Source organism: Kitasatospora sp. NPDC048298 (assembly GCF_043201465.1).
GTDB lineage: Bacteria > Actinomycetota > Actinomycetes > Streptomycetales > Streptomycetaceae > Kitasatospora.
In genome coordinates this window covers 1-24,894 of the sequence record NZ_JBICYZ010000056.1, presented here as the reverse complement: position 1 = coordinate 24,894, position 24,894 = coordinate 1, and the positions used below count along the sequence as shown (strand labels likewise).

Genomic DNA, 24,894 nt, shown 5'->3' with positions numbered 1-24,894 from the left:
GGTCAACCGTCCGTGCGGCGCCGGTACAGGGTGAAGGTGTCCACCGGGCTGAGGTCGCCGTGCGGCCCGTCGAAGGTGTAGTAGGTGACCTTCATGGTGGTGGTGCCGCCGCGCCGGTCGCCCGGGTCGACCTCGAAGGCCGCGAAGCCGTGGGCGTGCTCGCGGTCCTGGACGGCGGCCCAGGGCGCGTCCTCGGTGAGCCAGATCGACTCCCGGTACGGCGCACCCGGCCTCGGGTCCTCCAGTCCCATCACCACCCGGCCCTTGGGCTGTTGGAAGAGGTCGTCCTGGGTGGTGGCGGTGTTGCCGCCGGCGCCGATGATCATGTGGACGGTGCCGCGCCCGGTGTCGATCAGGTCGGTGCGGGTACCGGTCGGCACCGGGGTGCGGGTGTCGTTGGGCAGGGTGCCGCGCACGGGGTGGGAGCGCTCGTAGTAGTGCTCGTGGCCGCACACCACCAGGTCGACCCCGTAGGCGTCGAACAGCGGGCCCCAGGCCTCCCGGAGGCCGAGGTCGCTGCCGGAGCCGTGCATCGAGCTGGAGATCATCGGGTGGTGCATGCAGACGACGATCCAGTCGATCCCCCGGTTGTTCCGGGCCGACCGCAACTCCCGTTCCAGCCAGCGCCGTTGGGCGCCACCGGAGTAGCCGCGCAGGTAGACGTCGCCGGAGTTCTGGATCGCCTCGTCGTCGTTGGCGAGGCTGATGAACCGCACCGAGCCGACGGTGAAGGCGTACCACATACCCCTGGTCTCCTCGTCGGAGGAGGCCGAGGACTCGGGGAGGTCGAAGTAGGCCTGGTAGCCGAGCGCGCCGATCGGGCCGTTGCCGCCCTCGTTCTCGTGGTTGCCGACGCAGGGCATCCAGGGCCGCAGCCGGGTGGACCGGCTGTTGCCGATGAACCAGTCGGCCCAGGTCGCGGTGCGGCTCTGGCCGTGGCGGCCGGCGTAGGAGGAGTAGCAGAGGTCGCCGTTGACGAGGTTGAACAGCGGCCCGACGCGCTCGACTGCGGCGACGATGTCGGCGGAGGCCGAGGTGCCGACCTGGCTGCTCATGTACACCGGGTACTTGCCGAGCGGGGAGGGCATGCCGTCGGGGAAGGTGATCCGGCGGCGGAGGTTGGGCGCGCCCTGGTCGCCGAAGCTGGTGAAGGTGAAGGGGGCACGGCCGCGCGGGGCGGTGGTGAAGGTGCCGGTCTCGGCGGTGGCGCCGTCGTGGCCGGCGCTGTAGAGGTAGGTGGTGCCCGGGCGCAGGCCGGTGAGCCGCGCGTGGTGGACGTACACCTCGACCTTGTCGATCGAGTCCCGGTAGGTGCGGGTCTCGGCCTGGACGACCCGGCCGAGGCCGCCGTCCGGCGAGCCGTACCGCACCTGGGGGCGGCGCACGGACTGCGGGGTGAGCCAGGAGACGGTCATCTCCGTGCCGGCGTCGGTGCCGAACTGGAGGTGCAGTCCGGCCACTCCGGCCGTTCCGGCGCGGTGCGGGGTGGTCAGCAACAGCGGGCTGGTGGGGGCGTCGTCGGCCGGTTGGGCGGCCGCGGGTTGCGCGGCCGCCGTCGTGCCCGTCGCCACCAGGGCGGCTCCGGCCGCCGAGGTGCCCTTGAGGATGGACCTGCGTGCAATGGTCATGAAAACTCCGCCTGTCGAGTGGGGGGTTCGACGGGCAGTCACTTTAATGACATGTGCACGTAAAGACGATCGTTTTGACGGATCGATTTGACGGAACGTCAGAAATGGTGGGCTTCGGCTACGCCTTGCGACCGACTCCTCCGTACACCCCGACCTCGTCCCCGCCCCAGGCCCCGGCGGGTTCCGGGTGCCAGCGGTTGACCGGGACGACACCCGGGTCGTCCAGCTCCAGCCCGGTGAAGAAGCGCTCGACGCGCTCCCGCGAGCGGAAGTGGAGCGTGATCCCGGCCTCCGCGTAGCGGCGGGAGGCGATCTCGGCACGCTCCGGCGCGAGGTCGGCCGTCGCGGCGGAGAGGGCGAGGAAGCTGCCGTCGGGCAGGGCGTCCATGAGCTTGCGGACGGGCGGGTGCACGACCTCGTCGGAGAGGAAGTGGACGATGTTGATCAGGGTCAGAGCGACCGGCTGGCGCAGGTCCAGAGTGGCGGCCACCGCCGGGTCGGCGAGGAACCGTTCCGGTTCGCGCAGGTCGCCCTGGGCGTAGGCGGTACGGCCCTCGGGGGTGCTGGTGAGCAGCGCGCGCGAGTGGGCGAGCACGATCGGGTCGTTGTCGACGTAGACCACCCGGCAGGCCGGGTCGACGGCCTGCACGACCTCGTGCAGGTTGGGCGCGGTGGGGATGCCGGTGCCGACGTCCAGGAACTGGCGGACGCCGTGCACCGCGGCGAGCCGGCGGACCATCCGGTGCATCACGGCGCGGGCGGCGGTGGCGTCCGCGCGCACGCCCGGCAGCTCGGCGAGCACGCGGTCGCCGACCTCGCGGTCCGCCGGGAAGTTGGTCTTGCCGCCGAGCAGGTAGTCGTAGACCCGGGCGGAGTGCGCCCGGTCGGTGTGCAGGTCCACCTGCGGCCGCTCCTCGTACCCGGGCTCGGTCAGCCAGCTCTCCGACAGGCCGGCGCCCGGCGCGCAGTCGTCCGACAGGTCGAAGTCCGGTATGTCGTCACCCGGTATGTCGAAACCCGATGTGGTGGTACCCGATGTGGTGGTACCCGATATGTCGGTACCCGATGCGTCCGTGTCCACGCTCGCCCTCCCCGCTCAGCGATGGTCCGGACCACTCAACCACAGCGGATGACTGTCCGTCAGGCGGTTTCCGCTGTCCGCTGGACCGCCCTTTCCGCCCCTCGGACGGCCGCGGCGAAGGACGGCACCCTCATCGCCGTCAGCAGCGCGACGGCCGGCCCCGCCGTGCAGACGGTGACGTACACCGGGATGACGCCCAGCAGGTGCCGGGAGCCCAGCCACTCGGCGAACAGCGGGAAGGTGCCGCCGAACGCGGCGATGGTGGCCGCGTTGACCACGCCGAGGCCGACCGCCCGCACCTCCGTCGGGAAGAGCAGTCCGGTGAAGACGTTGAGCGTGCCGAGCACCGTCGCCACCAGCATCCCCAGCACCACGGCGACGACCTGGAACGGCAGCCAGCCCTGGCGCAGCCCCGCGAGCAGCACCCCGACCAGCGGGATCGGCAGACCGAAGCCGAGCCGGGCGACCGGCAGCAGGCCGAAGCGGTCGGCGGCGGCGCCGGTGAGCAGCATGGTGACCAGCACGACGCAGAGCACCACGGTCATGAAGGAGGCCGCCTCCTCCTTGCCGATCACGTGGTAGGCGGCGGCGTACTGCGGCAGGTACGCCAGCGCGAAGTAGTAACCGACCGTCCCGCCCAGGGTGTTGAGGAAGACGGTGAGCGCCGCCCAGCGGTGCTCGCGCAGGGTCCGCAGGATCGACGGCCGGGCGGAGCGGCGCGCGTGCTCCCGGGCGCGGCGGAACTCCGCGCTCTCCGGCGCCCACCGCCGCACCCAGACGGCGGCCAGCCCGAGCAGCGCGGCGACCACGAAGCCCCAGCGCCAACCGCCGTTCTCCAGGCCGGACTTGCCGATGGTGTGGAGCAGCAGGGTGAGCAGCGCGAAGGAGAGCAGCGAGCCGATGATGATCCCGCCGTAGGAGACCGAGCTGAAGGCGAAGCGATGCCGCGGCGGGGCGGTCTCGGTCACGTACGCGGCGACGCTGGGCGCCTCCCCGCCGAAGGCGAGGCCCTGGACGATCCGCGCGAGCACGGCCAGCAGCGCCGCCCAGATCCCGATGGTGCCGTGGCCCGGGATCAGGGCGATGCCCAGGCTGGCGACGGCGATCACCGCCATGCCGAGGCTGAGCGCGAAGCGCCGCCCCCGGGTGTCACTGATCCGCCCGATCAGGTAGGAGCCGACCGGCCGGGCAACGAAACCCACCGCGAAGGTGACGTACGCGCCGAGCACGCCGCTGACGCCGTGCTTGCCGTGCCCGAAGAGGTCCGCCGCGAAGTAGGGCGCGAGGACGGCGTAGATGCTCCAGTCGAAGGACTCGACCACCGAGCCGACCGTCGCCGCGGCCAACTCCCGTCGCCGCCCGTCGGCTTGCGCCTGCTGACGGAGCGGGGCCACCGCACTGCTTTCTGTCATGACCTCAGCATGGCACCGTTCGGACCCCCGGGGGAATCACTCGTCACACCCGGGCGCACGGCGTCGCGCGGAGCCCTTGCGCGGCACTCTGAGAATCCCATGTGACTGACGTGACGGGCAGGTGATATTTGTGTGCGGTGCATTCCATGATCACCCGTACCCCGCGGCGCGCCCTGCCCGCCGCCGTCGCAGCCGTAGCCGCCGCCGCCCTGCTGGCCGGTTGCACCAGCGGGGGCGGCACCGCCGCCGCACCCGCGACCACCTCGGCCGCCGCCACGACACCGAGCGCCACCACGGCCCCGACGCCGACGGTCAAGCCCACCGGCGCCGCCGACCCGGCGCTCAAGGCCTTCTACGGCCAGCAGCTCGCCTGGGGTCCGTGCGCGAAGGACGCGCGGAACGAGGCGGACACCTCGGCGCTGCAGTGCGCGGCCCTCAAGGTCCCGCTCGACTACACCGCCCCGGCCACCGGCACCCTGGACGTCGCCGTGGTCCGCAACCCGGCCACCAAGCCCGACCAGAGGATCGGCTCGCTGCTGATCAACCCCGGCGGCCCGGGCGGCTCCGGCGTCCAGATGGTCACCTTCGACCCCAAGGGCTTCGACGGCCCGGTGCACGACCGCTACGACATCGTCGGCTTCGACCCGCGCGGCACCGCCGGCACCAGCCCGCTCAACTGCCTGGACGACCAGACCCGGGACGGCTGGCTGGACACCGACCAGGCCACCGCCGACCACGGCAAGCAGCTGGCCGACGCCTGCCAGGCCAAGTACACCCAGGTCCTGCCGTTCGTCAGCACCCGCAACAGCGCCCGGGACATGGACGTGCTGCGCGCCGCCCTCGGCGACCAGAAGCTCAGCTACCTCGGCCTGTCCTACGGCACCTACCTCGGCTCGCTCTACGCCGAGGAGTTCCCGGACAAGGTCGGCCGGGTCGTCCTGGACGGCGCCACCTCGGCCTCCACCTCGCTGATCCAGCACAACATCGAGCAGCAGGCCGGCTTCGAGCGGGCCCTGAAGGCCTTCGCCGCGGACTGCGTCACCAAGGACGCCTGTTCGCTCGGCAAGGACCCCGACCAGGCGGCGGAGAAGCTCGCCGCGTTCCTCGACGGGCTCAAGGACAAGCCGCTCAAGACGGAGAAGGGCCGCACCCTGACCTCCAGCATCGCCTGGACCGGTGTGCTCAGCCGGCTCTACGGCGGTGAGAAGGCCTGGACCGGCCTGCGCAACTCCATCGGCTGGGCGATGGTCCGCGGCAAGGGCGACTACCTGCTCGACCTCGCCGACGGCTACAACGGCCGTGACAAGGACGGCCACTACAGCCCCTCGGCGGACGCCTACACCGCCATCCACTGCGCCGACGGCGCCACCGACGCCCCGGCCGGAGAGGCCCTGCAGGCCGCGCTGACCGACCTCGCCGCCAAGGCCCCGCTGGTCAGCAGGCACGACCCGACGGCCGCGCTGTTCGACCCGGACTGCCGGATCTGGCCGTTCCGCGCCACCGAGAAGCCGCACACGATCAAGTCGGCCGCCGCCACCCCGATCGTGGTCGTCGGCACCACCGGCGACCCGGCCACGCCGTACGCCTGGGCCGAGAAGCTCACCGCCGAGCTCGGCAACGCCGTCCTGCTCAGCCGCGACGGCGAGGGCCACACCGGGTACGGAGCCAGCAAGTGCATCCGCGCCTCGGTGGACGCCTTCCTGCTGGACGGCACCGTCCCGGCCGCCGGCATCCACTGCCCGACGGACTGACCGCTCGACCCACCCAGCGGCGGCGGCGCCGGGCCTGCGAGCCCGGCGCCGCCGCCGCTTTCGCAGTCACGAAGGGCTCAGAGCCAGCCGCGTCGGGCCGCCTTCAGCCCGGCCTCGAACCGGCTGGTCGCCTCCAGGCGCTCCATCAGCCCGGCCATCTGCCGCCGCACCGTCCGCATCGAGACCCCGAGGCGCTTGCCCGCGGCCTCGTCCGTCATCCCGGACGCCAGCAGCCGCAGCAGTTCCTTGTCCCCCGGGGCGATGCCGTCCTCCGGCGCCCGCTCGCGCGCGGCACCCAGGGGAACGGCCGTGTCCCAGGTCTGGTCGAAGAGCGCGACCAGGGTGGCCACCATTCCCGGCGAACTGGTGCAGAGCGCGCCCAGCCGGGAGTTGTCCGGATCGATCGGGACGAGGGCCGTGACCCGGTCGAAGATCAGCACCCTGGCGGGCAGGATCGGGCTGGTCCTGACCTCGCCGCCGCGCTCGGTGGTCCACTGGGCGTAGGCGAGCGTGGCCGGGTCGTTGCGGACGCTGTCCTGGTAGACGGCGCACATCCGCACGTTCCGCCTCAGGGCCTGCTCGTCGAGCACCCGCGAGGCCGCCAGGCTCTCCTCGGACTGGGCGCCGCCCGGGATGATCGACAGGCACTCCGTGTGGAGCCGGCGGGTGAGGATCTCGAGCCGGCCCTGGATGGCGTCGAGGCCGACGAGGCGTTCGTTGCCGTCCCGGTCGGTGTCGGGGCGCAGCGCCGAGTACTCGGCGACCGCCCTGGCCGCGGCCGCCTTACCGGCCGCCAGGGCGTGGTGCCGCCGGGCCAGTTCCTCCTCCTGACGGTGGAGCAGGTGGGCGAGGCCCGCCTCGGGGCTGACGGCCCGGAGCCCTCCGACCGCCTCCCTGGACGGCGCCAGCAGGCCGAGTTCGACCAGTCGGTCGAGCGCGTCCCGGAGCTGTGACTCGGTGACGCCGACCTGTTCCGCGAGATCGGTGAGACGACTGGAGGCCCCTTCCAGCATCTCCCGGTAGACCTTCTCCGTGCAGGTGTCCAGCCCGAACGCTTCCAGCACTTCGCATCCCCCAGCTCCACAGTCGGCGTCGGCGATCCCCACCGGTGACGATCATAATCGCCGTTCCCCGTTCCTTCACCTGGCACCAACCGATTCCACCCATGGGCACGCCCCGCCCGGCCCCGCCCGGCCCCTGCCGGTCCTGTCACGGCCTGTCACGGCCTGCCACGGGTGAACGCCGACCGGGCCCCCACCGCCGCACGGTGGGGGCCCGGTTCCGGGGATCAGGCTCTCGGTTCTGTTCCTCGGTTCCGCGTCGGGTCGTGCGCCTGCGCTCAGAGCAGGTCGCTGACCTGCGAGAAACCGTTGTCCGGCCACATGCTGTAGCCGCTCGCGGTGTTCAGCGTCCCGTTGCCGTTGCCCGTCCACAGCAGCAGATTGCCGTCCGACAGCTTGCCCGCGATGTCGGCCTTGCCGTCACCGTTGAAGTCACCCGCCACCAGGTCGGACACGGCCTTGAAGCCGTTGTCCGGCCACATGCTGTACCCGGTCGTCGGGTCCAGCGTCCCGTTGCCGTTACCCGACCACAGCAACAGGGTGCCGTCCGACAGCTTGCCCGCGATGTCCGTCTTGCCGTCACCGTTGAAGTCTGCCGCCACCATCTCGCCGACCTGGCCGAACCCGTTGTTCGGCCACATGCTGTACCCGCTCGCGGTGTTCAGCGTCCCGTTCCCGTTGCCGGTCCACAGCAGCAGATTGCCGTCCGACAACTTGCCCGCGATGTCGGCCTTGCCGTCCCCGTTGAAGTCACCCGCGAGCAGGCTTTGCACGTCCTTGAAGCCGTTGTCGGGCCACATGCTGTAGCCGGTCGTGGGGTCCAGCGTCCCGTTGCCGGTGCCCGACCACAGCAGCAGGTTCCCGTCCGACAGCTTCCCGGCGACGTCCGTCTTGCCGTCACCGTTGAAGTCCGCCGCCACCATCTCGCTCACCTGGCCGAACCCGTTGTTCGGCCACATGCTGTACCCGCTCGCGGTGTTCAGCGTCCCGTTCCCGTTGCCGGTCCACAGCAGCAGATTGCCGTCCGACAACTTGCCCGCGATGTCGCGCTTGCCGTCGCCGTTGAAGTCGACCCGGGCCGGGTCGGCCGTGGGCTGCGGGTTCGGGGCGGAACCGGAGACGGCCACGTCGAGGTAGTCCCGGTCGATGTTCAGGGTGTAGCCGCCCCAGCTCTCCGTCACGTCCCCGCTGTACTGGTGGACGCGGGAGTGATTGACCCACAGGTCACCCGGGACGTACGGGTCGGCGGTGTCGGCCTTCCCGTTCCAGTTCGCGTAGTAGAGCACGTCCGGGATGGTGTAGCCCTTGTCCCGGTTCCGGACGATGTCGGCGATGCCGCTGGAGGAGGAGCTGTAGACCGAGGACTTGTAGCCGCGCTCGTGGAGCCGGCTGGTCCAGGCCGAGACGAAGGCCAGGACCGACGAGCTGTACTGGGGGGCGTAGTTCTCCATGTCGTAGTGGAGCAGGCTGCCCTGGCCGAAGCCGAGCGCCTGGGCCTTGGCGACGGCGTCGTCGGCGGCGGCCGCGCCCTGACTCGCGGGGTTGGTGATCCGCGGGGCCTGGACGCCCGCGTAGATCGGCAGGAACCGCCAGCCGTCGCCGGCCTGTTGGCGGACCCAGTCCGCGGTGAGGTTGTCCTGGGTGCAGGTCCGCTCGGCGCCGCCGATGTAGATGCCCACGGCTCCGTACGGCGAGGCGGACTTCCAGGCCCGCATCAGCGCGGACGAAGGGGCGGTGCAGGCGTCGAAGCCCTTGCCGGTGAAGTCGGTGCTGCCGGCCGGGAGGGCGACCGTGGTGGTGAGGGCCTGCACCCCGGCGGCCGGGGCCTCGGCGGAGGAGGCGTCGGCGGCCGGGGCCTCGGCGGAGGGCTTCTTCCCGGCTGCGGCGGGCGCCGCCGCCGTGGACGGCAGTCCCGCCTCGGCGACGACGGAGCGGACCAGCGCCTCGTCGTCCCCGTAGGTGGCGGTGACCCGGAGGCCGCCCGCGGTGGCGGTGAACTCGCGGCTCATCGGGTCGGCGGTGACGCCGGGCGCGGAGCCGGCGTCGGCCGGCCGGACGCGCAGCGTCTCCGTGCGGCCGATCAGGCCTGACGGGCAGTTCATGCCCTCGCCGGGGGTGCCGAGGTAGATCGCGTGCCGGTCGAGTCGGACGCAGGCCGTGGGGTCGGTGGCGAGGTCGACCACCTGCCAGTCGGCGGGAACGGTGAACCGGTGGCCCAGGTAGGTCACCGACTGGGTGTCGGACGGGACGGTCGGGGTCGGGGCGGCGACGGCCGCTCCGACGGTGACGGCGGAGAGCACGAGGGAGCTTGCGGCGGCGAGCAGGGCGCGGCGGGCACGCATGGGGATCACCTTGTCGTGTGTGGAAGGGAGTTCGGTCACGGGTTCGCAGCGCCGCGTCAGCCGATGAGGGGGTCGACGGCCTTGAAGCCGTTGTCCGGCCACATGCTGTAGCCGCTCGCGGTGTTCAGCGTCCCGTCGCCGTTGCCCGTCCACAGCAGCAGGTTGCCGTCCGACAGCTTGCCCGCGATGTCGGCCTTGCCGTCGCCGTTGAAGTCGTCGGCGACGAGGTTGTCGACGGCCTTGAAGCCGTTGTCGGGCCACATGCTGTAGCCGCTCTTGGTATCCAGCGTGCCGTTGCCGTTGCCCAGCCACAGCAGCAGATTGCCGTCCGACAACTTCCCGGCGATGTCCGTCTTGCCGTCACCGTTGAAGTCCGCCGCCACCATCTCGCCGACCTGGCCGAAGCCGTTGTCGGGCCACATGCTGTAGCCGCTCTTGGTGTCCAGCGTGCCGTTGCCGTTGCCCAGCCACAGCAGCAGATTGCCGTCCGACAGCTTTCCGGCGATGTCGGCCTTGCCGTCACCGTTGAAGTCGCCCGCGACCAGGCTGCTGACGTCCTTGAAGCCGTTGTCCGGCCACATGCTGTAGCCGCTCGCGGTGTTCAGCGTCCCGTCGCCGTTACCGGTCCACAGCAACAGGTTGCCGTCCGACAGCTTCCCGGCGATGTCCGTCTTGCCGTCACCGTTGAAGTCCGCCGCCACCATCTCGCTCACCTGGCCGAAGCCGTTGCCCGGCCACATGCTGTAGCCGCTCGCGGTGTTCAGCGTCCCGTTCCCGTTGCCCGTCCACAGCAGCAGGTTGCCGTCCGACAGCTTTCCGGCGACGTCGGCCTTGCCGTCACCGTTGAAGTCGAGGCGGAGCTTGGGCGGCTCCGGCACCGCGTCGTCGACGATGTTCTTGTAGCGCAGGCCGACGTAGTAGCTGGTGGGCCAGCCCTCGACGCTGCTGCTGTTGATGTTGGCGCGGGTCGGGCCGTGGGTGGGGTCGTTGCGGTTGCTCTCCGCGTAGTACGTGAAGTCGCCGTTGGCCTTGTTGGTCCAGCCCGCGAACAGGAAGGTGTGCTCGGCGGTGTAGTCGAGCGCGTCACCCGGCTTCAGGTCGGAGAACGGGACCTTCGTGGACACGTTGGGCAGGGTCTGGGTGACCAGGCTGCTGGTCAGGTGCCAGGCCATCGAGATGTACCCGGAGCAGTCCTCTCGGTAGGTCCCGTTGCTGTCGGTCCACCAGCCGCCCTGGTTGTACGGGACGTGCTGGTCCACCCAGCTCTGGGCGCGGGCCAGGACCTCGCTGCGGGTGATGGTGCCGCCGGCGCTGGACGCCGCCTGGACCGGCGCCGCGGCCGTGAACACGGTGGCGCAGGCGGAGGCCGCGACGAGGGCCGCCAGCGAACGGGTTGCGGCGCGGGAGGTGCGGGAGGAACGGGACATGAGGGTTCTCCTTCTCGGTGTCGGCGTCGCGATGACGCCCGGTGACGGTGCTGTCAGTGCTGCTGCGGAGCGGCCGGCGCGGTGCCCAGCCGGTCGGCCAGGCCGGTCAGGGCGCTGCGGTCCTCGGCCTCGGTCGGCGCGCCCGCGCCGCTGGTACCGGGGGTGCCGTCGGGGACGGCGAACTGGAGGACGGCCAGGACGTTGTCCCGGCGGACCAGGTAGACGTGGCCGGTCTGCGGGCCCGGGGCGGACTGCCCGGCGACCGCCGTCCACTGCCGCGCGTAGGCCGTGCCGTCGTCGGTGGTCGCCGTGGTGGTGACCTCGGCGTCCTGCGGCAGCTTCGCCTCGCGCTGCAGGGCGCGGGAGGTGTCCCGGCAGGCGTCCATCGCGGCGCGGAGGTCCGCGTACGCCTGCTGGGCCGCCGTGGCGTCGCGGTAGCTGAAGGTGTCCTGGATGGCGGGGGTCCTGAAGGCGCTGACGTAGCCCTGCTGCTGCCAGGTCGTGGCGCCCTTGACGGTGGCGCACTCGTTGAGGCGGACGTCATGGGTGACGGCCTGGGTGTTCGGCGGCGCGATCGGCTTCCACGAGGCGGCGGCGTTGGCGGGCAGTCGGTCGGGCGGCAGCGGAGCGGGCAGGGCCGCCGGCGCCTGCTCCCCGCCCTTGGGGGCGGGCGCCGCCGTGCCGGGCACGGGGGCGGGCGGCACGGTCGGGGCCGCCTCCGCGGAGGGCGGGGCCGGTGCCGCCGGGCTGCCCGGTCCTGACGGCACCTCGGACGCCGCCTCGGTGGGAGCCCCGGCCTCGGCGGCCGGGGAGGGCGGCGAGGGTGTCGGCGACGCGGCCGGGGCGCTGACCTCGGTCCGGGCGGGCGGCACCGCCGAGGCTCGGGTGCCGGTGTCGAGGCCGGCCCAGGCGAGGCCGCCTGCGGTGACGGCGCAGAGCGCGACGGCGGCGCGGACGAGATTCGACTTCGTGGTGGCCATGGCGGGCTCCTCCTGGGCGGGTAATGGCATGGGCACGTCAGAACATGGGTGGTGACGGTCGGTCGGATGCGGGACCGACGGTCCGGTCCCGGAGCAGGGATCAGTGCTGGATCAGTGGCGGATCACTGGTGAATCAGGGCGAGGCCGTGCCGGGAGAGCGGTTCGCGCACCCGTTCCAGCAGGGTTCGCACCGTGTCGAACGCGGCCGCCTCGGAGTCGGAGCGGACGAAGAAGTAGAGCTCCATCCCCTCGGCCGTAAGCCGGACGGTGAGGTGTTCGAGCCCCTCAGAGGGCCTGGCATGAGCCCAGATCAGGTCCTCGACGACCGGGCCGGCGGGTTCGACCGATCCGGTCGGGGGCCCGCCCCTCGAGGCCTCCAGCAGGGCGAACACGATCCGCACGGAGTTCAGTCCCACCCGATCACGCTCGACGGCCCATCCCAGCCGATGACGTTCGTCGGCGCGTCCCAGCCGATCACACCCGTCGGCCCGTCCCACCCGATGACCCCCGTGGACGCGCCGCCGTCGGCCGTGCCCGGGGCCCCGGCCGTGGCGGAGGTCCCGGCCGTGGCGGGGGTGTCGTCCGCGACGGCGGCCGGGGCGCAGGCGAGCGACAGCAGGGCGGCGGCACCGGCGGACAGCAGCAGAGCGGCGCGGAACATGGTTATCCCCCAGGACAGGAATCGGTGGAGCGGGCCGAATGCGGGCCCTTGCGGTCTGCGGGGTCCGTCCGGGAGTTGGCGTCCCGTCCGTTCTCCCCGCTGACCACAATCCTGCTGGTCCGGCCGTCCCCCGGGAACGGGTACGGGCTGTCACCTATGGGTCGGGCCACTTGGTGCCACCGATCACGGCGGCGATTATGATCGTCACGGCCCGAGGGCATCGAACCCCGATTCGGCGGCCGTCGACCGGGAGACACAGGAGGGGACTCCCGGTGGCGCCGCCGGGGCCCGACTCCTGACCGGGCGTCGGGCCCCGCCCGCCCGGGGTTCTCAGTCGTCGCCGAGGTTCCGGTAGGCGGCCGCGACGGTGAGCATCCAGGCGATCTCCTCACGCGGGGTGCGGCCGCCGGTGGCGGCACCGGTGAGGGCGGCGGGAGGCGCCGGAGCGGGCAGGTCGCGGGTCCGGTGCAGGACCGCCGTGCGCAGCCAGCGGGCCTCGACCCGGGCCAGGTCCTCGCTCGCGTCGAGCAGCACCGCCCCTCCACCGGTCGGCGTGTCCTCCCGCAGCACCAGGACGGCGTCCCGGATGGCGAACGCCCGGTGGGCGAGGTCGACCGAGCGGTCCCCCGGGGTCAGCAGGTCCCGGAGCCGGCTGCTCGGGGTGCCGAGCACCACCTGCGGGACGGCCCCGATGACGTCCGCCCAGAGCGGGTACAGCCGCCACAGGGCGTACTGGTCGCGCACGTAGCCGACCAGGGTGCCCAGGGGCGGGACGGTCACGCCGAGCACGAACAGGACGATCATCAGGGCGGGCAGCATCTCGCAGACCGTGTCGGTGAGCGGCACCGGCTTCCCGTCCGCGTCCAGCTCGGTCGCGTCCCCGCTGCTCAGCACGAAGTACACCCGGTAGAGCGTGTAGGACAGGCCGGTGGCGCTCGCCGCCGCCAGGAGGGTGACCCCGAGCCGCACCGCCCCGCGTGGGACGCTCGCGCGGTTGGCCCAGAAGAGCGCCGCGCCCCGCGCGGTGGCCACCGCGAAGACGAGGTTGTACACCCCCAGGTACGCCGCCACCCCCGGGTCCCCGTAGTGGGCGTCGATGCCGAAGGCGCCGTCGTAGTCGTGCGGGAGGACGAGGAAGAACAGCAGGGTGAGGGCGAGGGCGGCGGCGCAGGTGAACAGCAGCCGTCCCCGGGCGGCGCCCCGTCCTTCCGGACGCCGGCGGACGGCCTGGACGTACTCCAGCAGGAAGTAGGCGGCCCCGACCCCGGCGAGGTGCTTGAGCAGCAGCGTCACGTCCCGGACCTGGGTGAGTTGCGCCAGCCCGCTCTCCACGGCCTCCGGCCTGACGCTGACGCCCAGCGCGATCGAGACGAAGCCGCCCCAGAGCGCCCGGTTGGCCCGGGTGGCGAAGGCCGTGGGCGTCCGCCAGAGCACGACCGCCCAGGCCAGTGCGGGCATCAGCCAGGTGAACAGGGGGCGCATCAGGCCTTCCTCCAACGGGGCGGGCGTACGGGGTGCAGCAGGCTCGCGGCCAGCCGGCCGGAGACCGCGCTCGGGCCGTCGTCCGTGCCGACCAGGTCGGCCAGCAGCAGGGCGATCATCTCCGCCTCCTGCTCCTCGGCGGTGTGGTAGCCGGTCCGGCCCGCGCCGAGCAGCCCGGCGATCAGCTCGGGCGTCAGATCGGGCAGCAGGACGGACAGCCGGGAGAGTTCGAACGTACCGGTGTGGCCGCACAGGACGTGGCCGAGCTCGTGCAGCTTGATCAGGTCCCGGTGGGCCGGGCTGGTGCGCGGCTCGTAGTAGACGACGTCCACGCTGGGCAGCGCGATCCACAGCCCGCAGGGCAGGTCGGGGCCGAGCGCGGGCAGCGGTTCCAGGACGATGGGCCGCCCCCGCTCCTGTTCCAGCAGCGCGCGGAAGCCCTCGACGGTGAACGGGTCGGGCAGGCTCAGCGCGGAGAGCCGCTGCTCGCAGCGACGGCGCAGGCCGCGGGGAAACGCCATGGGGCAGGGTGTTCCTAGTCGTGGAGGAGACGGACCGGACGCAGGGACCGGACGGATGGACATGTGGTCCTGCTCAGTCCCCGGCGTTCGGGTCCGGCTCCGCTCCCGCGGCGCGCTCTTCGACCTGCCGGAGGTTGTCGGCCAGGGCGAGCAGCACCCTCAGGCTGCCGTCCGAGAGCGCGGAGGCGCGCTGGACCAGGCTGACCACGCCGTCGTTGCCGAGGGCCCGCCGCAGTTCGCCGATCCGCTCCAGCTGGTCGAGCTGCTCGTCGACCACGGAGGCCTTGGCGTCGTCCAGGAAGTAGCCGGCGCCCGCGCTGATGCCGAAGCCCCGGCCCAGCCAGTCCAGCGTGTCCACGGTGGGGTTGGAGGCCTGGCCCTTCTGGTTCAGGCCGAGGTGCAGGTTGCGGACGGTGTCGCGCGAGATGACGTCCCGGCCCGCCATGCGGTTGATCCGGTCGGCGATCTCCCGGTACGCCGGGGGGCGCCCGCCCGATCTGGCCGCCTCCCGGGCCATCAACCGCTCCAGTCGGCTGGCGATCGCCGAGGCGCGGTCGACCGGGTCCTCCGGCCCGCCCGTTGCTGCAGCCCTCACCATCTGTCCCTCTCCTCGAACCGGCCACGATACCGTCGGCACCCGCCGGGTGGTAGCGGGCTCGGTCCTGGAGCTCTCGGATCCCGGGGCCCTCAGTTCCCGGGGTGGTGGAGGAACCGGTAGGTGTCCCGGTCGAGTTCGGTGACCTGGACGCCGATGGCGGCGGGCCGGTCGATCCGGGCGCGCAGGGCGGCGAGCACCCGGGCGGTCAGTTCGGCGCGCTGTGCGGTGCTGCGGCCGGCCAGGATCTTCACCTCGACCAGCACCGCGGCCTCGCCGCTCGTGCCGTCGCCGACGTGGTGCCCGCCGGCGGGGCGGAAGAGGGTCTTGCAGTCCGCCACCGTGGTGTCGATCACCTCGGTGATCGCCTGGTGGACCTCGGCGGCCAACGCCGCCCGGTCGAAGTCGAGTTCGGCCGAGTGGTCGACCAGGATCTGCGGCACGGGAACCTCCAGGAGTCGTCGCCGGACACCTCGCCCGACGCCGACGACGCTATCGGACGCGCCCTGGGCCCCGGCGCGGGGTGCCGCGCCGGGGCCCAGGAGGGGTGTGACAGGTGGAACAGTGGCCGGGTCAGCAGCCGAAGTTCACCTTGCGGAAGGTCACGTAGTGGTCGGCGGTGTAGTAGTCCTCGTGGTACTGCTTGCCGGTGACGATGCGGCGGGCGCCGCGGGTCGGGGAGCCCGGGGTGACCACGGTGTACTCGTGGTAGTAGCCGGACGTCTGCGCGGGCAGCACGCGCTCCCGGTTCTGGAAGACGACGCCGTCCTGGCTGTACGGGAAGGGACCGCCGGAGGCGATCAGGTCGAGGGTGGTGTGGGCCTGCGAGGGCAGCGCGGAGAGGCACACCGAGCCGCTCACCGCGGCGTGCGCCTCGGTGGCGACGGCGATCGGCGCGAGGGTGACCAGGGCGACGGCGGCGGTGGCGGCGACGCGGGTCTTCCACGCGCGTAGAGTTCGGGTCATGACAATCAGGATGGCGGCCGTCCCGGGCCATCGGAAGCCCCGTTCCGATTCTTCATCTCCGGTCAACTCGGCGTACCCTCCGGTGTCCTGACGCGGTCAGCCGCCGAGCCCCGGCCCGGCCGCCGCGCCGGCCTCAGCCGCGCGACAGCACCAGGGACTGCACCGACGGGAGCCTGCGCCAGTCGCTGGAGACGATACTCGCGTGCGCCTTCGCCAGCTGCTCGGTGCGGGCCCGCGCCTGGTCGGCGGTCGGGTCGGTGGCACTGATCTCCGGGGCGACCAGGTGGGAGTCCGTCATCACCAGCAGGTAGTGGGCGTTGTCGTACCAGGCCGTGTCGATGGTCCTGACGTAGGTCGAGGCGTCACCGTCGAAGACCACGAACCAGGGCCGGATCGACGCGTCGCCACCGGTGTACTGGCCGCGCGGGTCGCCGGTGGCGGCGCCGAGCACGGACGGGAACACCTGGGCCTGGCCGATCCGGCCGGCCGCCGCGAGGTCCCGCAGGTGCCGGCCCTGCTCGACGTCGGTGTGCAGGGTGTCGAAGGGGTTGCCCAGCTCGACCGTGCCCGGGATCGCGTACAGCAGCACCTTCCCGGCCAGCGCCGAGCGGCTCGGCCAGTTGCCGGCCCGCACCGCCTCGTCGACGTTCGGGTACGAGCCGCCACCGGGCTTGGCCAGCAGATCGGCCGGGCGCAGCACGGCGGAACCGAGGTGCTGGGCGATCAGCGCGTCCAGCTGGTCCGGGCCCATCCCGAGGTTGGCCGAGTAGCCGGGCTTCAGCTCCAGCTTGATCACCAGCGGCCCGGCGCCCGGGTGCGCGGCGAGCCAGACCCGGACGTCGTCCAGGCAGCTCTCCAGGTTCTGGTCGGTGCCGCCCGTGTAGAGCTGCCCGGGGGTGCCGGCGGCGGTGCAGTTGTTGGAGTTGCCGAACGGGTTGGAGTGGCTGACCTGCCACTGCTTGGTGATGATGTTCGGCCACAGGTCCAGCTCGATCATCCCGGTGCCGGTGTCCAGGCCCTGGGCCAGGTACGGGAAGGCGGCCGGGTCGTAGGTGTTGTGGATGCCGACGGTGGTCGCGGAGCCGAACGGCAGGTCGCCCGACCCGGCCGTGGTGGCGTCCGCCGGGGCGGTCGGGATCAGCGCCGCCGCGGCGGCGAGCAGGCCGGCGGCCAGGAATCCGGTCAGGGTGCGGCGTACGGTCATCGGAACGGTCCCCCCAAGTCGTGGGATGCCGGCCGCCCTGCTCCCGGGCAGCCTGACGAAGCATCGCCCGCCGGGGCGTGCTCCGGATGAAGAAGGCACGACAATAACGTGACGGCTGCACAGCTTCTCCCCCGCACCCCTCCCCTTCCTCCACGCGCTCCCCACCCGTCGCACCCGCCACGCCCACGGGACGGTGACGGACCGTCATCAGTCCGCGACACCTGGTTAGCGTGTCCCGCGAGCGGGGTGCGGGCGGCCGGCCCGAACCCCGGCACCAGCTGCGGAGGAAGCGATGTCCTTGGTCCGGGTCCACAACTTCTCGATCTCCCTGGACGGTTACGGCACGGGTGAGGGGCAGAGCCTCGACGCGCCGTTCGGCCACGCCGCCGACCGGCTGCACACCTGGTTCTTCCACACCCGGGCGTTCCGGCGGATGCAGGGCAAGGAGGGCGGCGACACCGGCGTGGACGACGCGCTGGCCCGCACCTGGGGCGACGGCATCGGCGCGGAGATCATGGGACGCAACAAGTTCGGCCCGCAGCGCGGCCCCTGGCAGGACGAGGACTGGCGGGGCTGGTGGGGGCCGAACCCGCCGTTCCACACCCCGGTCTTCGTGCTCACCCACCACCCGCGCCCCTCGCTGGAGATGGAGGGCGGGACGGTCTTCCACTTCGTCGACGCCTCACCCGAGGAGGCGCTGCGCCGGGCCCGGGAGGCGGCCGGCGGCCTGGACGTGCGGATCGGCGGCGGCCCGAGCACCGTCCGGGCCTTCCTGGAGGCCGATCTGGTCGACCACCTGCACGTGGTCGTGGTGCCGGTGCTGCTCGGCCGGGGCGAGCCGCTGTGGACCGAACTCGAGGGGCTGGAGCGGCGCTTCCACACCGAGGCGGTGGCGAGTCCGAGCGGCGTCACCCACCTGACCTTCACCCGGCCATAGGGCCCGGACACGAAACGACGGCGGCGGCCTCCCCGCGGGTACGGGGAGGCCGCCGTCGTGGTGCGTCGCTACCGGATCACAGCCTCCGGATCACGGCGCCCGCAGCGGCGCTACCGGGTCAGACCCGGTCGGCCGCGATCAGCACGTACTGGAAGGAGCCGTCCTTGTAGGACTCGATGAACGCCTCCTCGATGCCGGTCACCAGCGAGGTGGTGTTCCGCAGCTCCCAGTAGGGCAGGGTGTCCGGGGTCAGGTCGATGACGGCCTGCGGCACCAGGCGGTTGTCGGCCATCGCCCGCAGGTACTCGCGGCGGGAGTGGATGTTGCACTCGAAGTGGGCGTTGATCTGCGAGACCCACTTCGACGGCTGGCCGTAACGCGGGTTCCAGCAGCCGGTGATGGTGACGTACCGGCCGCCGACGCTCAGCACCCGGGAGTGCTCGGCGAACAGGTCGTGCAGGTCGACGTACATGCTGGACTCGTTGTTCCAGGAGCCCGCGACCGAGCCGGTCTCGATCGGCATGTTCAGCATGTTGGCGACCCGGGAGCGGACGAACCCGCCGATGCCCAGCTCGGCGGCGCGCTTGTTGCCGAAGTCGGCCTGCTGGGCGGAGAGGGTCAGGCCCTCGACCCGGCAGCCGAAGCGCTGGTGCGCCATCACCATCGAACCGCCACGGCCGCAACCGGCGTCGACCAGGGTGTGGTCGGCGCGGATGTCGCCCAGGTGGCTCAGCAGCACGTCGGCCTGGGCGGACTCCAGGCGGTGCAGCTCGGCGATCACCTTCTTCTCGCGCTCGCTGTCGGCCGGGTCGCCGATCGCGGCCTGGTCGATCGCACCGATGCCGTAGTGGTGGTGGTAGAGGCCGTCGACGTCACCCAGGCGGAGGTTGACCGGACGGGCCTCGTGGTCCCAGTAGCGTGCGATGTCGCCCTGGTACGGAGTCGCCGGGCCGGGGATGGCGTTGCCGGGGGTGGTGATGTCGTCGGTCACGGACATGGGTCAGCTCCTAGCGGATGGTCAGGGGATCGGTCGTCAAGGGATCGGTCGTCAAGGCAGTCGCGCCGCCGGTGGGGGTAGGGCCCACCGGAAGGGGTGGTGTCACCAGAAGTCCGGCAGCGTGTAGCGGTAGGTGTTGGTCTGGTGCCAGTAGTGGTTGCCGTCGAGCCACGCGGCCACGCCGCGCAGGAACCGTACGAGCGTGGGCACGGGGCAGGACACGGCCAGGGCCGCCGCCTCGGCCTCGAAGGCCAGCATCAGCTCGTTGTGGACCTCGACCGCCTTCAGGTAGCCCTCCTTGCGGGAGACGCCCTCACGCTCGGAGATCACCACCGGCAGGTTGAGGTGCAGTCCGGGGCTGGCGAGCTCCTTCGTGTACGAGTACAGGTCGTTGACGATGGTGGTGGCGTTGCCCGCCAGTGCGATCACCCGCTGCATCGCGGGCAGCGCGTGCAGCTCGACCGGCAGCTCGTAGCCGCCGACGGTGTCGGTGATCGTCGGGCAGGGGCGGAAGTTGTTGAACTGGCGCATGGCCAGGTACTCCCACACCTCCGGGACGTGGTCCGCCTGGTCCCAGGAGGCCTCGGCCAGGTACCCGAGGTGCAGCCGCGCCATGTCGTGCCGGAACCGGTCCGACTGGGAGGGCGTGGCGGCCCGGGTGAAGTACTCCATCGCGGAGTGGTAGGCGCGCCGGGGCGCGTCCGAGGAGAGCGAGGCCTCCCAGTCCGGGTGGTACTCCGTCGTGGTGTGCAGCGGGTCCAGCGCGGTGTGCGCGAGCAGCAGGCGGCTGCCCAGGCCGATCGGCGAACCGCCGAGGTCCTCGCAGTAGCAGTCGTCCACCGCGTTCTCGGCCACCATCAGGCGGGCCGCGAGCATCAGGTGGTCGACGCTCGGCGCGTCCGGGTGGCAGGCCACCATGTAGCGCCCGGTGGAGAAGCCGTCGAAGTCCTTGTCCCACTCCGGCGGGTAGAGCTCGACCTCCTCCATCGCCCAGACCTTGATCTCCGCGCTGAGCGCCTCCACCCGCACCGGGTCGGGCTCGGCGATCGGGTGGTGGTACAGGCCGGGGATCGGGTCGCCGCTCTTCGGCTTGCCACTCGTGGCCGCGGCTGCCGGGCCGTGGACGGTCGGACCCGCCGCGGCCGGACGCGGCGTCGCGGTCAGCGCGGACGGGACGGGCAGGACGTGACCGGACGGCACCTGGAACCCGGGGGTCTCGGGCAGCGAGACCTCGGGCACCGCGATGTCGGGCGTCGCGGCGGCGGGCTCCGCCGCGGTGCCGGGAGCCGAGGTCTCCGCAGCCGAGACCTCGGACTCGGGAACCCCGGCGGCCGGAGGTTCGACCACCGGGGCCTCGGGGGCCGGGATCTGCGACCCGAACCGCAGCCCGGAGGTGCCCAGTCCGCTGGGCCCGCCCAGGATCCGTTCGATCGCCGGCGAGCTCATGGGCCCACCGCCGGAACGGTGACGGGCCCGGATGCTGTGTCCGTTCTGGCACGCAGGGGCATGGAGCCTCCTCTGGAAGGGGTCGCACAATATGACGGGACGTCAGCTCGCCCGTCGCGACGGGGAAACCGGTTTCCGGCCCCCCGTCTCGCTCGGTTCCCCACCGTAGGCGCGAAGGCGCGTTCCGCATCGCAACGGACGATCTTCCTCACCCGATAGGGTGAACGTTCATGCTGACTGCGTTTGAATGTGCCGCAGCCGTGCATCGCCCCGCCCCAGGCCTTGGCGCCCCTGACCCGACCCGGCCACCCGACCCCGCCGCCGCCCGCGTCAACCCGGTGAAACCCAGCCGTGTCCCGCTCCGGCCTTCGGCGTTGTGCCCGTCATGGCGGGGGCTGTTCGAATGCGAAATTCAATGACCGGCGGCGCCTTCCATGTGATGGTCGCGCATCCGCACGGGCTGCGCGTCCACCCCTTCACACCTCCGCACTTCCGCACTTCCTGGAAGGAACGCGCAGTGGCAGCGATTTCGATGCCGGACTTCTATATGCCGTGGCCCGCCCGCCTCAACCCCCATCTGGAGACCGCCCGGGCGCACAGCCTGCTCTGGGTCCGCGAGACGGGCATGCTCGAACCCGTCTGGGACGAGGAGCGGTTCACCGCGATGGACTTCGCCCTCTTCGCCGCGTGGACCCACCCCGACGCCTCACCCGACGAACTCTGCCTGATGAGCGACTGGTACGTCTGGGGCTGGTACGTCGACGACTACTTCCCCCAGGCGTACACCGAGGCCGAACAGCTCGGCTCCGCCAAGGAGTACCTCTTCCGCCTGCTCGACTTCATGCCGACCGACGGCACCACCTCCGCCCTCGCCCCGGAGAACCCGCTGGAACGCGGGCTGGCCGACCTCTGGGCCCGCACCGCACCGGGCAAGTCCGAGCCCTGGCTGCGCCGTTACGTCACGGTGGTCCAGGACATGGCCGAGGAGGCGCTGCGCGAGCTGTTCAACCTCGCCCGCGGCGGCGATCGCGTCCTCGACCCGATCGAGTACCTGGAGGTCCGCCGTTCCGTCGGAGGGATGCCTTGGTCCGCCCAACTGCTGGAGCATGCCCTGGGGTTGGAGCTTCCGCCGCGGCTGCTCGACGAGCGTCCGCTGAAGCTGCTCAACGCGGTGTTCGCCGACTCCCAGGGGCTGCAGAACGACATCATCTCCTATGAGATCGACCTCGCCGAGGGGAAGGTGAACAACGGTGTGACGGTCGTGGAACACTTCCTGGGCTGCACGACCGAGCGCGCCGTGGAGGTCGTCGACGACCTGGTCACCGACCGGCTCCAGCAGTTCGAGCACTCCGCTGCGACCGAACTGCCGATCGCCTTCGAGGAGCAGCTGCTGACCCCCGCCGAGCGGGCCGACGTGCTGCGGTACGTCCAGGGCCTCAAGGACTGGATGGCGGGCAACCTGGAGTGGGCCCTGCGCCCCGGCGGCCGCTACCTACCGGCGGACCACGAGGCGTCCTCGCCCGCGCCGTCCTTCCTCGCCCCGACCGGCATCGGCACCGCGGCCGCCCGGCTCGGCCTCGCCCCGGCGCCGCTCGGCCTGCGGGCCCGCAGCTACCTCAACGCCCCGCGTCAGCCCCGCGAGCAGCTCGAACTGCCGGAGTTCTACATGCCGTTCCGAACCCGGCTGAACGGCAACCTGGAGGCGACCCGAGCGCACGCCAAGGCCTGGATGCGCTACATCGGCGGGCTGGACGAACCGGGCCTCGGGATCTGGAACGAGGCAAGCTTCGAGTCGACGGACCTCGCGCTGTTCACAGCACTCACGCACCCGGACGCCACTGCCTCGGAGCTGAACCTCCTCAACGACTGGTACACGTGGGGCATCGTCCACGACGACTACATCCTGGAGGTCTTCAAGCGACGGTGCGACTTCGCCGGCGCACGTGTCTACACCGAACGACTCGTGCAGTTCCTTCCGGTCGACACCCGCACCATGCCGGTGCCGTCGAACCCGTCGGAGCGAGGCCTGGCGGATGTGTGGTCCCGCACCGCGCCGGCTCTCCCGGACCGACTCCGGCTGAAGTTCTCCGGACTGGTGAGGAACTGCATCAAAGCAGGGCTGTGGGAAGTGGCCAACCGGGTACAGAACCGCATCCCCGAACTTGTGGACTACGTCGAAATGCGGCGCGTGACGGTCGGGGCGGGCCTCTATCCGGAGATGATCAACTACACGGCGCGGGCGACCGTCCCTGACTCCGTCCTGCACAGCCGCCCAATGCAAAGGCTGCAGGCCGCGGTCGGCGACTGGGTCGGCTGGTCCAACGACGTGGTCTCCTATCAGATTGACGTCGAGTTCGAGGACGAGGTGCACAACGGCCTGCTCGCCCTCCGCCGCTTCGCAGACTGCGGGCTGCCCCGGGCCGTGGGCGTGGTGAACGATCTCCTCACCTCACGCCTGCACGAGTTCGAGCACATCTGCGAGACGGAGCTGCCGGCTCTGGCCGACGAGCTGGAACTGTCGCCCGAGGACCGGGCAGCGGTCGCAGGGCACGTCCGGGCATGGCAGGAGTGGATCGCCGGGTGGCTCGAGTGGCACCTGCGGACGGGCCGCTACACGGAATTCCGCACGCAGACCACACTTCCCGCCTTACTGCGTGCGGCCCCCACCGGGCTCGGCACCGCCGCCGCCCGGCTCGGCATGAACGCCTGACACCGGCGCCCCGGGAGTCCCGTACGCCCTGAGATCGCGGGCCGAGGCGCTGCCCCGCCTCGGCCCGCGGCACGGACCGGTCGGTCATCTCCGGGCCCGGTGCACGACCGCTCCGGTGCGGGGGACCAGAATGGGCTCGGCGCCGTGAGCACGGGGCCAGGAAGGAAGACCAGCGCATGGAGAGCCAGGCCCGCAGTCGCACCGCACTCGTCGAGGCGCTCATGGAGCGCTATCCCGACGTGCCCCGGGAGGCGGTGATCAAGGAGGACCTGCTGCGCGGCGGCATGGCCTTCGACGAGTCCGCGCTCAGTGGCAGCGCGGGCGCCGACGGGGGCGGCGAGGTCAAGCCGAAGTCGTACTTCATCTTCTCCTTCGACCACCGCACCCTGCCCGAGCTGGGCGCCGCCGCGCTCAACCGGCCGCCGGAGGAGGTCGTGCTGACCGGCGGGCCGTACGGGCTGCGCCGCACGGTGGTCTCGGTGCGGGTGAACCCGGACTCGCCGTACCGGGTCGGCGCCGGGGACGACGGCACGCTCGGCCTGTACCTGGACGGCGCCCGGATCGCCGACGTCGGCCTGCCGCCGATGCCGGACTACTACCGGCACACCCTGGCCAACGGGAAGTCGGTGATGGAGGTCGCCCCGACCATCCAGTGGGGCTACCTGATCTACCTCACGGTGTTCCGGGTCTGCCAGTACTTCGGCGCCAAGGAGGAGTGCCAGTACTGCGACATCAACCACAACTGGCGCCAGCACAAGGCCGCCGGCCGCCCGTACACCGGGGTCAAGCCGGTCGAGGAGGTGCTGGAGGCGCTGGCGCTGATCGACCAGCACGACACCACCCGCGCCTCCCAGGCGTACACCCTCACCGGCGGGGCGATCACCTCGCACGTCGGCGGCCGGGACGAGGCCGACTTCTACGGGCAGTACGCCAAGGCCATCGAGGAGCGCTTCCCCGGCCGCTGGATCGGCAAGGTGGTGGCCCAGGCGCTGCCGCGCGAGGACGTCCAGCGCTTCCACGACTACGGCGTGCGGATCTACCACCCCAACTTCGAGGTGTGGGACAAGCGGCTGTTCGAGCTCTACTGCCCGGGCAAGGAGCGCTACGTCGGCCGGGACGAGTGGCACCGCAGGATCCTCGACTCCACCGAGGTGTTCGGCCCGGAGAACGTGATCCCCAACTTCGTCGCGGGCGTGGAGATGGCCGAGCCGTTCGGCTTCACCACGGTGGACGAGGCGATCGCCTCCACCGAGGAGGGCCTGCGCTACTTCATGTCCCACGGCGTGGTGCCGCGCTTCACCACCTGGTGCCCCGAGCCCACCACCCCACTCGGCAAGGCCAACCCGCAGGGCGCGCCGCTGGAGTACCACATCCGGCTGCTGCAGACCTACCGGGCGACCCTGGAGGAGTTCGGACTCTCCTCCCCGCCCGGCTACGGCCCGGCCGGCCCGGGCAAGGCGGTGTTCTCGGTGAGCTCCTTCATGGACTCGCTGACCGGCTGAGGTACGACCCGGTGGCGGGGGGGGGGGGGGGGGGGGGGGGCCCCCCGCCGGGGGGGGGCGGGGGGGGCGGCCCGCGGGGGGGGGGGGGGGGGGGGGGGGGGGGGGGGGGGGCCCGCCCCGCCCCCCCCCCCCCCCCCCCCCCCCCCGCCCCGCGGGGGGCCCCCCCCCCCCCGCGCGGGCCCCCCGCCCCG

Annotated in this window: 21 protein-coding genes; 4 read left to right on the top strand and 17 right to left on the bottom strand. The window is 72.0% G+C overall.

Annotation, left to right across the window (positions count from 1 at the left end):
- Nucleotides 1-2: 2 nt before the first annotated feature.
- The 3 genes from ACGF0D_RS32065 to ACGF0D_RS32055 form a co-directional block, all read right to left on the bottom strand.
- Nucleotides 3-1,628: a purple acid phosphatase family protein gene (locus ACGF0D_RS32065; protein ID WP_392922182.1), complete on the bottom strand. Its 1,626-nt coding sequence runs from the start codon at nucleotides 1,626-1,628 to the stop codon at nucleotides 3-5.
- 118 nt (nucleotides 1,629-1,746) lie between these two features.
- Nucleotides 1,747-2,562, bottom strand: a complete 816-nt coding sequence (locus ACGF0D_RS32060; protein ID WP_392922251.1) for an SAM-dependent methyltransferase — start codon at nucleotides 2,560-2,562, stop codon at nucleotides 1,747-1,749.
- Between the two features lie 206 nt (nucleotides 2,563-2,768).
- Nucleotides 2,769-4,121 carry an MFS transporter gene (locus ACGF0D_RS32055; protein ID WP_392877283.1) on the bottom strand — a complete coding sequence of 451 codons (1,353 nt, stop codon included), beginning with the start codon at nucleotides 4,119-4,121 and terminating at the stop codon, nucleotides 2,769-2,771.
- Nucleotides 4,122-4,267: 146 nt separating this feature from the next.
- Here ACGF0D_RS32055 and ACGF0D_RS32050 point away from each other — a divergent pair, with 146 nt between their 5' ends.
- Complete coding sequence (locus ACGF0D_RS32050) at nucleotides 4,268-5,872, top strand: alpha/beta hydrolase (RefSeq protein ID WP_392922179.1); 1,605 nt, start codon at nucleotides 4,268-4,270, stop codon at nucleotides 5,870-5,872.
- Between the two features lie 77 nt (nucleotides 5,873-5,949).
- Here ACGF0D_RS32050 and ACGF0D_RS32045 read toward each other — a convergent pair whose 3' ends face one another.
- The 12 genes from ACGF0D_RS32045 to ACGF0D_RS31990 all read right to left on the bottom strand — a co-directional run bounded on the left by ACGF0D_RS32045 (nucleotide 5,950) and on the right by ACGF0D_RS31990 (nucleotide 17,111).
- Entirely contained in the window at nucleotides 5,950-6,936 is a 987-nt protein-coding gene (locus tag ACGF0D_RS32045; RefSeq protein ID WP_392922176.1) for a LuxR C-terminal-related transcriptional regulator, read from the bottom strand.
- Between the two features lie 275 nt (nucleotides 6,937-7,211).
- On the bottom strand, nucleotides 7,212-9,275 hold the full coding sequence (locus ACGF0D_RS32040) for a glycoside hydrolase domain-containing protein (RefSeq protein WP_392922173.1): 2,064 nt from the start codon (nucleotides 9,273-9,275) through the stop codon (nucleotides 7,212-7,214).
- Nucleotides 9,276-9,331: 56 nt separating this feature from the next.
- Nucleotides 9,332-10,702, bottom strand: coding sequence for an FG-GAP repeat domain-containing protein (locus tag ACGF0D_RS32035; protein WP_392922170.1), 1,371 nt, complete (start codon nucleotides 10,700-10,702; stop codon nucleotides 9,332-9,334).
- A gap of 53 nt (nucleotides 10,703-10,755) precedes the next feature.
- Nucleotides 10,756-11,682, bottom strand: coding sequence for a hypothetical protein (locus ACGF0D_RS32030; protein ID WP_392922167.1), 927 nt, complete (start codon nucleotides 11,680-11,682; stop codon nucleotides 10,756-10,758).
- A gap of 122 nt (nucleotides 11,683-11,804) precedes the next feature.
- On the bottom strand, nucleotides 11,805-12,098 hold the full coding sequence (locus ACGF0D_RS32025) for a hypothetical protein (RefSeq protein ID WP_392922164.1): 294 nt from the start codon (nucleotides 12,096-12,098) through the stop codon (nucleotides 11,805-11,807).
- Complete coding sequence (locus tag ACGF0D_RS32020; protein WP_392922161.1) at nucleotides 12,089-12,343, bottom strand: hypothetical protein; 255 nt, start codon at nucleotides 12,341-12,343, stop codon at nucleotides 12,089-12,091. The genes ACGF0D_RS32025 and ACGF0D_RS32020 overlap by 10 nt, the downstream gene beginning before the upstream one ends.
- A gap of 330 nt (nucleotides 12,344-12,673) precedes the next feature.
- The gene (locus ACGF0D_RS32015; protein WP_392922158.1) at nucleotides 12,674-13,825 is read right to left on the bottom strand and encodes an MAB_1171c family putative transporter; all 1,152 of its coding nucleotides are present in this window, start codon (nucleotides 13,823-13,825) and stop codon (nucleotides 12,674-12,676) included.
- A complete protein-coding gene (locus ACGF0D_RS32010; protein WP_392922155.1) occupies nucleotides 13,825-14,346 on the bottom strand; it encodes a hypothetical protein in 522 nt (173 codons plus the stop codon). The genes ACGF0D_RS32015 and ACGF0D_RS32010 overlap by 1 nt, the downstream gene beginning before the upstream one ends.
- A 73-nt stretch (nucleotides 14,347-14,419) precedes the next feature.
- Nucleotides 14,420-14,944, bottom strand: coding sequence for a hypothetical protein (locus tag ACGF0D_RS32005; RefSeq protein ID WP_392877302.1), 525 nt, complete (start codon nucleotides 14,942-14,944; stop codon nucleotides 14,420-14,422).
- 89 nt (nucleotides 14,945-15,033) lie between these two features.
- Complete coding sequence (locus ACGF0D_RS32000; RefSeq protein WP_392922153.1) at nucleotides 15,034-15,384, bottom strand: 5-carboxymethyl-2-hydroxymuconate Delta-isomerase; 351 nt, start codon at nucleotides 15,382-15,384, stop codon at nucleotides 15,034-15,036.
- A 130-nt stretch (nucleotides 15,385-15,514) separates the two neighbouring features.
- Nucleotides 15,515-15,907: a ribonuclease domain-containing protein gene (locus ACGF0D_RS31995; protein WP_392877306.1), complete on the bottom strand. Its 393-nt coding sequence runs from the start codon at nucleotides 15,905-15,907 to the stop codon at nucleotides 15,515-15,517.
- Nucleotides 15,908-16,040: 133 nt separating this feature from the next.
- On the bottom strand, nucleotides 16,041-17,111 hold the full coding sequence (locus ACGF0D_RS31990; RefSeq protein ID WP_392877307.1) for a phosphatidylinositol-specific phospholipase C domain-containing protein: 1,071 nt from the start codon (nucleotides 17,109-17,111) through the stop codon (nucleotides 16,041-16,043).
- Between the two features lie 292 nt (nucleotides 17,112-17,403).
- Here ACGF0D_RS31990 and ACGF0D_RS31985 point away from each other — a divergent pair, with 292 nt between their 5' ends.
- The gene (locus tag ACGF0D_RS31985) at nucleotides 17,404-18,048 is read left to right on the top strand and encodes a dihydrofolate reductase family protein (protein WP_392922151.1); all 645 of its coding nucleotides are present in this window, start codon (nucleotides 17,404-17,406) and stop codon (nucleotides 18,046-18,048) included.
- A 118-nt stretch (nucleotides 18,049-18,166) separates the two neighbouring features.
- Here ACGF0D_RS31985 and ACGF0D_RS31980 read toward each other — a convergent pair whose 3' ends face one another.
- On the bottom strand, nucleotides 18,167-19,045 hold the full coding sequence (locus ACGF0D_RS31980) for a geranyl diphosphate 2-C-methyltransferase (protein WP_392877311.1): 879 nt from the start codon (nucleotides 19,043-19,045) through the stop codon (nucleotides 18,167-18,169).
- A 102-nt stretch (nucleotides 19,046-19,147) separates the two neighbouring features.
- Entirely contained in the window at nucleotides 19,148-20,491 is a 1,344-nt protein-coding gene (locus tag ACGF0D_RS31975) for a family 2 encapsulin nanocompartment cargo protein terpene cyclase (protein ID WP_392922148.1), read from the bottom strand.
- 517 nt (nucleotides 20,492-21,008) lie between these two features.
- On the opposite strand from ACGF0D_RS31975, the gene ACGF0D_RS31970 reads away from it, so the two are divergent.
- Both ACGF0D_RS31970 and ACGF0D_RS31965 read left to right on the top strand, forming a co-directional pair.
- Complete coding sequence (locus ACGF0D_RS31970; protein ID WP_392922145.1) at nucleotides 21,009-23,201, top strand: germacradienol/geosmin synthase; 2,193 nt, start codon at nucleotides 21,009-21,011, stop codon at nucleotides 23,199-23,201.
- A 176-nt stretch (nucleotides 23,202-23,377) separates the two neighbouring features.
- A complete protein-coding gene (locus ACGF0D_RS31965; protein ID WP_392922142.1) occupies nucleotides 23,378-24,703 on the top strand; it encodes a radical SAM protein in 1,326 nt (441 codons plus the stop codon).
- Nucleotides 24,704-24,894 lie beyond the last annotated feature (191 nt).